Genomic DNA, 12,378 nt, shown 5'->3' on the forward strand with positions numbered 1-12,378 from the left:
ATGGCGGGTCCGCACCCAAGCGGGCGACGTCGGTCGACGGTGATCAGGTCGGCGTTGATTCGCCGACGTAGTCGCCGAACGACCACATGTTGCCTTCAGGATCGCGGACGGCGAATTCGGTTGCGCCGTAATCTGTTTTGCCGAGCGGGCGAACAATTTCCGCCTGGCGCGACAGGATCCGCTGGTACAGGGCGTCGGGATCGGCGGTGACGACATAGCCGCCGGCGGTTCCCGGTTGGCGCGACCAGTCCGCCCCGGGTTGGTGGCTGCCCAGCATGATGCCGCCACTGCCTTCGGGCCAATTCAGCTGGGCGTGATCGACTCTGTCGCCGTCGCCGTACCGGGCGGCGAGGACGAAGCCGAACGTGTCGACGTAGTAGTCGATGAGCTTGGGAGCGTTATCTGCCTGCAGCGTCAACCAAACGGTCGGATTCGAAGTTGTCATGGTCCCACTGTGGACCGAAGGAGTGCCCGCCGTCTTGGATGTTTCGGAACTCTTCAGCCAGCCAGGCTCGTGGCGGCACTCCGGCGAACCGGCCGAACTCGCGGGTCAGATGTGCCTGGTCGCAATATCCGGTGTCGGCCGCGATCGCGGCCAGGTCAACCCGGCCATACCGTCGCGCCGATGCCGCGATCCGGCCTGTGGCGTGCTCGAATCGCATCAGCATCGACACCGTCTTCGGTGATCTGCCGACCTCCCGCCGGAACAGCGTCGCCAGGTGTCTTGAGCTCACTCCGACGCGATTCGCCAACGCTCCCAAAGCAATCCGGCCCCGACTGAGCTCCATCAGCTGCCAGGCATACGCGACCTCGGGACGCACCGTCGCATCGTCGCGCCGTCGCCGGGCATCCACGAGGTGCGCTGCCACAGTTGCGAACGCTTGCGGCCAATGACCGGCTTCGGCAACACGCTCGGAGAGCTCGATCGCGCGACGGCCGAGCACATCGACCGCGTCGTAGCCGGTGACCGGCAGCTCGGCGCCGGGCACACCGAACAGCGCACGTGACGCCAACGGGTGCACCGCGAGCTGCACGCCCGCTTGGCCGCGCCGCTGCCGTACGTGGCTGGCCTGCACGTGTAGCCCGCCGAGCACCAACCGGTTGGGCCGGGATGCGGCCAGCGCGTCGACGGTGGCTGCGGCCTCCACCCCGTCGTCCAGGCTGACGATGAACGTCAACATCGACGACGGCATGCCGCGATGCACAGTCTCGGGCACGTCCAAGGCGCGATAACCCACCATGGACGTGACGCCCGGCGCACTTCGCGGTGGCGCCAGAACGAAGTCCCAGCTGCGCTGCAGTTCGTCGACCATCCACAGCTACGCTAGCGCGCCGCGGGTGCGAAATGTGGGGAGCCGCTGACCCAACCGGGCCCGAATTTCGGTCGGGTCAGCGACTCCGGTCACATAGCCGACGACACGCTCGTCGCCGGCCCGATCTTCGCGGGCGATCACCGCCGCGCACTCAACGCCGTCCAATTCACTTAGCGCGGCGCGTATTTCCCCCGCTTCGATGCCATAGCCACCGACCTTGACCTGCTCGTCGGCGCGGCCGGTGGGAACCGGATGCAACCCGCCGTCCAGCACGAAGAAGCCCAAATGCGTTAGCGGGATGCTGGTGCCGGAGTGACCCGTTTCCTGCGCGAGCCAGATATCTAGCCGTCCGCGCGTAGGCGGAAGTGCCTGGGAATCAAGCTCCATCCAGCTCCCCAACCACAGGCTTCTCCTTTCAACCCCCCGGTCGAGTGGAGCCGCTCATGCTGACGCTCAGGCCGTTTCCCGGTCCGCTTCTGCTTTGATGCGGTCCGGCTGCTCGGCGTTGGCCGAGACGAGCGAGCCGGCAAGTGTGACCCTCGCGCCTCCGGAGACCCGCTAGCCAACATGAGTGCAACAAGAGGGAGGCTAGTAGACGAGCACCCCGCTGGTCCAGAGGTATTCAAACTTAATGTCCTATGAATTCCCAAAGTTAGATATTTAGCTCACCTATATGGCTGATTGACATACTTGTGGTATTTAACACCACGCGTACAGCAATGCGCAGTATGGAGTGATTCGGGCGATTTCGTGATCTGGGCCGCCACCCGACCTCATGGCGAGCTTTATTGCCCCTTTATTCGCGGCAGAGGTTGCCCGATTGAACGACGCGGCGTGGCCCTATGGACCACGCCGCGTCGGTGAAAACCTCGAAGGATTACAGCAAACCGAGCAGTTCCAGATCGGTCACGTACTTGACGATCACCGGCGCGCTGACATGCGGGATGTCGTTGTCGGAACCGACCTTCGCTTCCTGCACCGCGGCGCGGAAGCGATCCGTCGGTGCAAAGGCACCCCGGGCCGGCTCGGCAGGCTGCAGGCTCTTCGGGTCCCGCAGCAGCAACGTCAACATCTGCAGCACTGAGTTCTGCCGCTGATGTTCCGGCAGGCCACGCAGACCGGTCTGGAAACGCTGCAGCCACTCGCCGAAGTCGTCGACGCGCTCGATCGGGTAGCCCGCTTCGATCAGCCAGTCGACGTATTCGTCGAGGCCGATGCCGTCGTCATGCGGGTTCATCACGTGGTACGTCTCGAACCCTTCCATGACCTGGGCACCCAGTTTGGCGACCGCCTCGGCGACGAACTCGACGGGCAGGCCGTCGAAGTGTGCACTCTGTCGGTTGCCGTCGGCGTCCAGCTGATAGAACGACTTGGGCGCCGTGCCGGTGGCCACGATGCTCAGAATCATCCGGGTGAAGATGTCCGCCACGTTGAGCTGGCCGGCGTAGCTGGTGTCGGCCAGGATCATGTCGGAGCGGAACACCGAGACCGGCAGACCGCACAGGTCGTGGGCCTCACGCAGCAGGACCTCACCCGCCCACTTGCTGTTGCCGTACCCGTTGGCGTAGCCGCCGTCGATGACGCGCCGTGCGCTGATGACCCGGATGTCGGCGTCTTCGGTGAACGCCGAAGGCTCGATCTGGCGTCCGACGTCTGATGTCGACACGTACGCATACGGCTTCATCTTCGTGGTGAGCGCCAACCGGATCAGCTCCGCTGTGCCCCCGACGTTCGGGGTGAACAGCTCGCTGTAGGGCAGGACGCCGTTGACCACGGCCGCGGAGTCGACGATCAGGTCCACGGTGTCGGCCAGCCGGTGCCAGGTGTCCTCGGTTAATCCGAGGTTTGCCTGGCCCTTGTCGCCGGCGACGACCTGTAGGTGCTCTTCGGCCAGTTCCTGGAAGTGCCGCAGCAGTTCCGGGTCGCCGCTGTTGAAGGTCGTCTCCAAGCGGCGCCACGCGTCCTCGTCGGAGTTGGCCCGCACCAGGCAGATCAGCTTGCCGTCGACCTGTTCCAGCTGCTCGAGCCATTCCAGAACCAGGTAGCGACCCAGGAAACCGGTCGCACCGGTCAGCAGGACCGTCCGCACCTCAGCGCTTGGACCCGGCAGTGCCGGCGCATTCGAGAGCGTCGTCGCGTCGATGAACTTGTCCAGGGTGAGGTCGCGCGCGTACACCTCCTTGGCATCGGCCCCGTGCACCGCGGCGAAGCCGGGCCCCGCCGCGCTGTCGGTGTCGGCGCCGCTGTTGATCCGGTGACTGAGGGCCCGGATCGACTGCGAGTCGAACAGGACGCGGACCGACAAGGCGCTATCGAAGGCGGTATTGATCTCGGCGATCACCCGCATCGCGGACAGCGAATCACCGCCCAGCTCGAAGAAGGAGTCGTCGACCGACACCCGTTCCATTCCGAGGACCCGGCCGAAGATGTTGGCCACGATCTCCTCGGTGTGATCGGCGGGCGCGACATACTCGCCACCACGCTTCTGGTACTCGGGCGCGGGCAGGGCGCGCTTGTCGAGCTTGCCATTGACCGTCAACGGGAGCGCGTCCAACACCACCACCGCGGCCGGCACCATGTAGGCCGGCAGCCGGTCGGCAAGCTGGATGCGGATTTTGGCCGGCTCGGCGGTCCCGGTGATGTAGCCGACCAGGCGCTTGTCGCCGGGACGGTCCTCGCGGGCGATCACCACCGCCTGCTCGACACCATCCAGCGAGGCGAGGGCCGCCTGCACTTCGCCGAGCTCGATGCGGTAGCCGCGCAGCTTGACCTGCTCGTCGGCCCGCCCCAAGTACTCGAGCTGACCGTCGTGGCCCCACCGGACCAGGTCACCGGTGCGATACATCCGGCCACCCGGGCTGCCGAACGGGCAGGCGACGAAGCGCCCCGCCGTCAGACCGGGCCGGCGCGAATACCCGGTGGCCACACCATCACCGGCGATGTACAACTCGCCGACGACACCTGCGGGCGCCGGGCGCAGCCAGCGGTCCAGCACGAACAGCGCCGACCGCGGCACCGGCGAGCCGATCGGCGCCGACGCCGCCCCGCCCGCCAGCGGCGCGCTCATTGCCGCGTAGACCGTGGCCTCGGTCGGGCCGTAGGCGTTGATCATCACCCGTCCGGGTGCCCACCGATCGACGACCTCGACCGGGCAAGCCTCACCGGCCACCACCAACGCCGTGGAGTCCAGGCCTTCCGGCGAGAGCATGCCCACCGCCGACGGGGTCTGGCTCAACACGGTGACCTGTTCGGAGACCAGCAGCGCCTGCAGGTCCTCCGGCGAAGCCGCGACCGACTCGGATACCACGACAAGGCGTCCGCCGTGCAGCAGCGCGCCCCAGATCTCGTGCACCGAGACGTCGAACACCAGGGAGTGCCACTGCGCCCACACTCCGCCCTCCGGCAGGTCGGCGTGCAACGTCTCGACAAGTTGTGCGACGTTCGCGTGGGTGACCGCCACACCCTTGGGGACACCGGTAGTGCCCGAGGTGTAGATGAGGTAGGCGATGTTGTCCGCCGACGGATTCGGCAGCGCGGTGCTGGGCTGGGCTTCCAGCGCCGGGTCGTCGACATCGATGACCGTCGGACTGCGGCCCTGTAGCCGCGACCGCAGCCCCGCGGTGGTGACCACCGCGACCGGCTCGGCGTCGTCGAGCAGGAACCCGAGCCGCGCGTCGGGCAGCGCGGGGTCGATCGGTAGGTATGCCGCCCCGGTCTTCAACACGGCAAGGATCGAGACGATCGCGTCCGCCGACCTGGAGAACAGCAACGCCACCCGCTCGCCCGGACCCGCGCCCTCTTCGGTCAACAGGTGCGCCATCCGGTTGGCGGCCTCGTCCAGCTCCCGATACGTCATCGAGTGGCCGTCGAAGGTCAGCGCCGCTCTGTCCGGGGTGCGGGCCACTTGTGCGGCGAACATGGCCGGGATCGACTTGCCGGTCGCCGGCTGGCTCAACACCGCCCGGTTGCCCCGCTCGTCGAGCCACGCGTGCTCGTGTTCGTCGACGACGTCCAGCGACATCAGTCGTCGGGCGGGGTCGGCCGTCATCTCCGACAGCACCCGCTGGAATCTCTCGGTCAGCTTCTCGATGCCGGCCGCGTCGAACACATCGGTGTCGAATTCGACGCGCAGGCCGAGTTCCCGACCCGGAAGCGCCATCACCGACAGCGGGTAGTGGTTGTACTCACGGTTGGTGACATCGGTGATGGCCAACTCGTGGAAGCCGAGCGGCACGCTGGTGTCGATCGGATAGTTCTCGTACAGGAACAAGGTGTCGAACAGCGCTTCGTGACCGGTCACGTGGTGGATGTCGCTCAGCGCCAGGTGCTCGTGTTCGAGGGTCTCGTTGTGATGTTGTTGCAACTGGTCCAGCACGTCGGCGACGGTGGTCTTCGCCGTGATGCGAGCCCGCACCGGAACGGTGTTGATCAGCAGCCCCACCATGGACTCCGCGCCGATCAAGTCGGCCGGCCGGCCCGACACCGCGGTACCGAAAGCCACGTCAGACTGGCCGGTCAGACGCATCAGCAACTGCGCCCAGGCCGCCTGCAGCACGGTGTTGACGGTGGTCTGGCATGAGCGGGCCAGCTCGCCGACGGCGCGAGTGGTCTCCGCGGACAGCCGATAGGACTCCACGGCTCGCCGGCCCAGCCGCATCCGGCCGGCCGGCCCCACCAGGGTCGGTGTGTCGAATCCGTCGAGGACTTCACGCCACGCCGCTTGTGCGGCGGCACGATCCTGGTCGGCCAGCCAGGTCAGGTAGCTGCGGTAGGTCGCCGGGGCGGGCAGCTGGTCGCCGTAGTAGTTGGCGAGGATCTCGCGCAGCAGGATGGGCAGCGACCAGCCGTCCATCACGATGTGGTGGTTGGTGAGCACGAACCGGTGCCGGTTGTCCGCGGTACGGATCAGCGCGGCCCGGAACGCCGGCCGGTTGGCCAGATCACTCACCGCGGCCCGCTCAGCGGCGCACAACTCGTCGACCCGCTGCTCGTGGTCCAAATCTTCGGCGCCCAGTTGGATGTACCGCCACGCCATCACCGGGTCGGCCGGGATGATCTGGACGGGTTCGCCGAACTGCGGGCAGAACCGGGCCGCCAGGTTGGGGTGGCGGTTGATGACCGTGTGCACCGCGTCGTGCAGCCGGTGCGAGTCCAGGGCACCGGTCACGGTGATCCCGAGCTGCACCGCATAGACGTCGTCGCCGGGGTCTTGCGCGAAGCTGGCGTGGAACAGCAGGCCCTGCTGCAGCGGGGTGAGCGGCAGGATGTCAGCGATCTCATGCTGCTTGCTCAGCTCGTCGATCTGCCGCTGGTTCAGCCGCGCGGGCGCGATGTCGGACGGCGTCAGCCCGCCGCCCCCGCCCTGCACGTGGGCGCAGATACCGGCCAGGGCCTCAAACCACAACTGGCTCAACCGGTTCACCTGGTCGCGGTCCAGCGCGGACGGCGCCCAGGTCCAGTTGGCGTGCAGGTGCGGGCCGTCCTCGGTGTCCATGGTGCCGGCGTTGAGGTCGACCGTGTGCATGAGCGGCATCGCCACCGCCGCGGCCGCGCCGCTCAGCGACAAACTGTCGGGGCTCAGCCGCCACAGCTCGCCGGGCAGGTCGGCGGCCGCGCCCAGTCGTCCCAGGTAGTTGAACCCGATCACCGGGTCGGAGCCACCGAGATCGATGTCGGGGTTCAGGTAACGCAGCAGGCCGTAGGTCAGGCCGTCCGGCAGCGCGCGCAGCTGCTCCTTGGTGGCCTTGACCGCCGCGCCCAGCGCGTCGTTGCCGGCGACCACGTTGGCCCAGTCCAGCCCGTCGAGGGTCAGCGACACCGGGTATTTGGTGGTGAACCATCCCACGGTGCGTGACAGGTCGATACGCGGGCCGAGCTCTTCCTGGCGACCGTGCCCTTCGACGTCGATGCCGATCGGCGCGCCGGTGCCCAGGAACTGCGTCCAGGCCATGCCGAATGCGACCAGCAGGATGTCCTGCACCCCGGCGTGAAACGCCGCGGGCACTTCACCCAGCAGCAGCCGGGTGGTCTCGACATCCAGCGACACCGACAGCTGCTCGGCCGTCTGGTAGGTGTCCTCCTCGGGTCGCACCGCCGGCAGGACCGCCGGGGTTGCCACCACCTCGCGCCAGGCGTCGGCCTGCTCGACCACCGCCGGGCTCAATGCGTGCTCGGCCAGCAGCGAGGACCACCGGGCGAACGAGGTGCCGCCCGGGGGCAGGGCCACCGGCTGACCGCTGTGGTGCTGCGCCCAGGCGATGTTCAGGTCCTCGATCAGCGTCCGCCACGACACGCCGTCGACGGCCAGGTGGTGGATGATCAACGCCAATTGGCCTGTCTCGGTTGCCCATACGGCCCTGACCATGACTCCGGCGCCCGGGTTCAGCCGCGATCGGGCCGCAACCAGGGTGGCGTCAGACAGCTCGTCGACCGACTGCAGGCAGTCATCGGCCTGCACCGTGCCGGGTTCGGGCGCCTGCAGCGACCAGCCGCCGTTGCCGTCGTCCTCGAGCCGCAGCCGCAGCATCGGGTGACGGTCCAGCAGAGCTTGCAGCACGACCGCCACGTCGTCGGAGGTGACGCCGGAGGGTGCGGCCAGCACCATGGTCTGGTTGAAGTCGTCGATCGGGCCTTCGACGGTTTGCAGCCAATGCATGATCGGGGTGGCCAGCACCGGGCCGATCCCGTCGTCGGCCACGTCGTCCTGGCCGGAACCGTCAGTTGCCACCCTGGCCAACCGGGCGACCGTCTGCTCGACGAACACGTCGCGCGGGCGGCACACCACTCCCGCCGCCCGGGCACGGGCCACCACCTGCATCGACAGGATGCTGTCCCCACCCAGGTCGAAGAACGAGTCGTCCACGCCGACCCGCTCCACACCCAGCACCTGGGCGTAGATGCCGGCCAGGATCTCCTCGGTGTGGGTGCTGGGGGCACGGTATTGACCGCCGCGCTTGTGGTATTCGGGGGCGGGCAGGGCGCGCTTGTCGAGCTTGCCGTTGACCGTCAACGGCAGCGTGTCCAGCACGACGACCGCCGCCGGCACCATGTAGGCCGGCAGCCGCTTGCCCAACTGGGTGCGCAGCGCGACCGGGTCGGCAGTTCCGGTGATGTACCCCACCAGGCGCTTGTCACCGGGACGGTCCTCGCGGGCGATCACCGCCGCCTGGTCCACGCCGTCCAGCGCGGCGAGGGCCGACTGGATCTCCCCGAGTTCGATGCGGTAGCCGCGGATCTTGACCTGCTCGTCGGCGCGGCCCAGGTACTGCAGCTGCCCGTCGGCACCCCAGCGGACCAGGTCCCCGGTGCGATACATCCGCGCCCCCGGCCCCCCGAACGGGCAGGCCACGAAGCGTGACGCCGTCAGACCGGCGCGACGGGCGTACCCGGTGGCGACGCCGCGGCCGGCCACATACAACTCGCCGACGACGCCTTCCGGCGCCGGTCGCAACCACTTGTCCAACACGAACAACGCCGCACCGGGAACCGGCGACCCGATCGGCGGCGCCCCCGACTCCCCCGCGAGCGGCGTGCTCATTGCGGCGTACACGGTGGCCTCGGTCGGGCCGTAGGCGTTGATCATCACTCGTCCGGGTGCCCACCGGTCGACCACCTCAGCGGGGCAGGCCTCGCCGGCCACCACCAGTGCCGTGGAGTCCAGGCCCTCCGGTGAGAGCATGCCTACCGCCGACGGGGTCTGGCTCAGCACGTTGACCTTCTCGGCCACCAGCAGGGCATGCAGCTCGTCGGGCGAGCCGGCGACCGATTCGGGCACCACCACCAGGCGGCCACCGTGCAGCAGCGCGCCCCAGATCTCCCAGACGGAGACATCGAAGACCAGCGAGTGCCACTGCGACCAGACCTTTCCCGGGCCGGTTGGCAGATCGGCGTGCAGCGTCTTGAGGAACTCGGTCACATTGCGGTGGGTGACCGCGACGCCCTTGGGGACGCCGGTGGTGCCCGAGGTGTAGATCATGTACGCGATGTCGTCGGGGTCCGGGCCCTGCAGCGCGCCGCCGGGTTCGGTGTTCTCGATCGCTTCGTCGACGTCGATTACCGGGAAGTCGAAACCGTCCAGCCGGGTGCGCAGGCCCGCAGTGGTCACCACGGCGATCGGGGTGGCATCGCCGAGCATGAATTCCATCCGCGCAGACGGCAGTGCCGGGTCGATCGGCAGGTACGCAGCCCCGGTCTTCATCACCGCAAGGATCGAAACGATCGCCTCAGCCGAACGGGAGAACAGCAGCGCAACGCATTCACCCGGACGAGCGCCCTGCTCGGCCAACAGGTGTGCCAGCCGGTTCGCGGCATCGTCGAGCTCGCCGTAGGTCATCGAGCGGCCGTCGAAACTCAGCGCGACCGACTGCGGGGCGCGCGCCACCTGCGCGGCGAACAACTCTGGGATCGACACCGGAGCCTTGACCGGCTTGCTCAGCACCGCGCGGTTGCCCCACTCGTCGAGTCGATCGTGCTCACCGCCATCCAGCAGATCGATCGACAACAATCGCCGTCCCGCACCGACGGTCATGACTGCTCCTCCAAGTCCACGGTCATGGCTTCCAGCACCCGCCGAAATCGCTCAACTAGCTTCTCGATCCTCGCCTCGCCAAATACGTCTGTATCGAACTCGACGCGTAGACCTATTTCGTGGCCTGGCACAGCTTGAACCGAAAGCGGGTAGTGGTTGTATTCCCGGTTCGTGAATCCCTTAATAGTTAACTCGTCCACAGCCGATAGCGCGGCGGTATCGATGGGATAGTTCTCGTACACGAACATTGTGTCGAAAATTTGGTCATGTCCCGTTACACGATGGATATCATTCAGTGCCAAATGCTGGTGCTCGAGAGTGTTGGTGTAGGTGCGTTGTAGCTGGTCAAGCAGGTCGGCGATGGTGGTTTCCGCCCCGATGGTCGCCCTTACCGGCACGGTGTTGATTAATAGGCCGACCATGGCATCGGATCCGGCCAATTCCGTCGGGCGGCCCGAAACCGCTGTCCCGAAAACGACATCGTGTTGTCCGGTCAGCCACATCAGCAGCTGCGCCCACGCCGCCTGCAACACGGTGCTGACGGTGGTGCGGCACGAGCGGGCCAGTTCGCCCAGCAGGCGGCTGGTTTCCGCGGGTACCTGAAATTCCGCAACGCCGCGCGGCCCAAGGGCCATCCGGCCCGATGGCCCGACCAGGGTGGGGGTTTCAAAACCCTCCAGCACCTCGCGCCACGCAGCCTGAGCCGCGGCGCGATCCTGCTCGGACAGCCAGGTGATGAAGCTGCGGTACGGCACCGGCGCGGGTAGCCGCACACCGAAATAGCTGGCGAAGATCTCCTGCAGCAGGACCGGCTTCGACCAGCCGTCGAGCACGATGTGGTGGTTGGTGAGCACGAATCGGTAAGCGTCTTCCGCGGTGCGGATCAGCGCGGCCCGGAACGGCGGCTGCCCGGCCAGATCGCAGACGGCGACGCGTTCGGCGGTGGACAACCGCTCGATCTGCTCCTCGATATCGCCGTCGGTGTCCAGCTCGACGTACTGCCAGGCCACCACCGGGTGTGCCGACAGGACCTGCACCGGTTCCCCGAAGTCCTCGGAGAAGCTGGCAACGACGTTGGGGTGGCGGGTGATGACGGTCTGCACCGCCTCGCGCAGCCGCTCCGGATCGACGGCGCCGGTCACCGAGATGTCCAGCTGCACCGCATACAGGTCGTCGCTGCCGTGGGCCGTGCCGGTATGGAACAGCAGGCCCTGCTGCAACGGGGTCAGGGGTAACACGTCGGCGATCTGGTACCGCTGCTGCAGTTCGTCGAGGTCCTGCTGGTTGAGCCGGGCGGGCGCGATGTCGGACGGGGTCAGGCCGCCGCCGCCGTTGCGCACGTGCGTGCATATGCCAGCCAGGGCATCGAACCACAACTCGCTCAGCCGGCTGATCTGCTTCTCGTCCAGCGCCGAGAGCGCCCAGGTCCAATTCGCCTGCAGATGTGGGCCTTCCGCGGTGTCCATAGTGCCGGCATTGAGCTCTACCGTGTGCGGCAACGGCAGCGCGACCGCGCCGGCCGCGCCGGCCAACGCGAAGCTGTCCTCGCTCAGCTGCCACAGGTCGGCCGACAATTCGGCGGCCCCACCACCGAGCCGACCCAGGTAGTTGAATCCGATGACCGGATCCGAATCACTCAGTTCCGCTTCGGGATTCAGGTAACGCAGCAAACCGTAGGTGAGGCCGTCGGGCAGTGCGCGCAGCTGCTCCTTGGCGTCTTTGATCAGCCCGCCCAAAGCCGCGTCGCCGCCGATCACCTGACCCCAGGACAGTCCGCCGATCCGCAACGCCACCGGATACTTCGCGGTGAACCAGCCGACCGTGCGCGACAGGTCCACCTGCGGGCCCAGCACTTCGTTGCGCCCGTGGCCTTCAACGTCGATCGCGATCGGCGCGCCGGTGCCGACGAACTGGGTCCAGGCCAGACCGAACGCGATCAACAGAATGTCCTGCACCCCAGCGTGGAACGCCGCGGGTACCTCACTGAGCAGCAGCCGCGTCGTCTCGACGTCCAGCGATGCCGACAGCTGTCCGGCCGTCGCGTAGGTGTCCTCGGGCTGCGCCGCCGGCAACACCGGTGGGGTGGCGGCAACTTGCTGCCACTCCTCCAGACGCTCGACCACCTCGGGGCGGCGGGCGTACTCCTCCAGCAGCGACGACCACCGGGCGAACGAGGTCCCGCCCACCGGCAAGGTCACCGACTGCCCGCTGTGGTGCTGCGCCCAGGCGATGTTCAGGTCCTCGATCAGCGTCCGCCACGACACGCCGTCGACGGCCAGGTGGTGAACGATCAGCGCCAGTTGGTTTGTCGCCGTGGCCCATACGGCACGCACCAGCACGCCGTCGGCGAGATTCAGCCGCGACCGGGCGTCGACCAGTGCCGCTTCGGACAACACGTCGACCGACTCCAGGCAGTCGCCGGCCTGTATTGAGCCCGCCTCGGGCACGTCGAGGGACCAGCCGCCGACGCCGTCGTCCTCCACGCGCATCCGCAACATGGCGTGCCGATCCAGCAGCGCCTGCAGCACCACCGGCACG

The 12,378-nt window shown here is 67.5% G+C and carries 4 protein-coding genes and 1 pseudogene; all 5 read right to left on the bottom strand.

The genetic code is table 11. From position 1 onward, the window contains the following. Positions 1-43: 43 nt before the first annotated feature. The gene (locus tag A5625_RS00595) at positions 44-445 is read right to left on the bottom strand and encodes a VOC family protein (protein ID WP_066988448.1); all 402 of its coding nucleotides are present in this window, start codon (positions 443-445) and stop codon (positions 44-46) included. Further along, positions 399-1,241 carry a helix-turn-helix domain-containing protein gene (locus tag A5625_RS00600; protein WP_066988456.1) on the bottom strand — a complete coding sequence of 281 codons (843 nt, stop codon included), beginning with the start codon at positions 1,239-1,241 and terminating at the stop codon, positions 399-401. The genes A5625_RS00595 and A5625_RS00600 overlap by 47 nt, the downstream gene beginning before the upstream one ends. A gap of 84 nt (positions 1,242-1,325) precedes the next feature. Continuing rightward, positions 1,326-1,580 (bottom strand): annotated as a pseudogene (locus tag A5625_RS00605) (hypothetical protein); the annotation flags it as partial. A 610-nt stretch (positions 1,581-2,190) separates the two neighbouring features. Then, on the bottom strand, positions 2,191-9,840 hold the full coding sequence (locus A5625_RS00610) for a non-ribosomal peptide synthetase (RefSeq protein WP_066988450.1): 7,650 nt from the start codon (positions 9,838-9,840) through the stop codon (positions 2,191-2,193). Next, positions 9,837-12,378 (bottom strand): condensation domain-containing protein (locus tag A5625_RS00615; RefSeq protein WP_232003301.1); only part of this gene is annotated, 2,542 nt, incomplete at its 5' end. The genes A5625_RS00615 and A5625_RS00610, both read right to left, overlap by 4 nt.

The organism is Mycobacterium sp. 1465703.0, from assembly GCF_001672975.1.
Classification (GTDB): domain Bacteria; phylum Actinomycetota; class Actinomycetes; order Mycobacteriales; family Mycobacteriaceae; genus Mycobacterium.

Excerpts from the sequence above, each read along its gene's own strand:
- A5625_RS00600 (WP_066988456.1), bottom strand. The coding sequence starts at position 1,241 with ATGGTGGGTTATCGCGCCTTGGACGTGCCCGAGACTGTGCATCGCGGC.
- A5625_RS00595 (WP_066988448.1), bottom strand. The coding sequence starts at position 445 with ATGACAACTTCGAATCCGACCGTTTGGTTGACGCTGCAGGCAGATAAC.
- A5625_RS00610 (WP_066988450.1), bottom strand. The coding sequence starts at position 9,840 with ATGACCGTCGGTGCGGGACGGCGATTGTTGTCGATCGATCTGCTGGAT.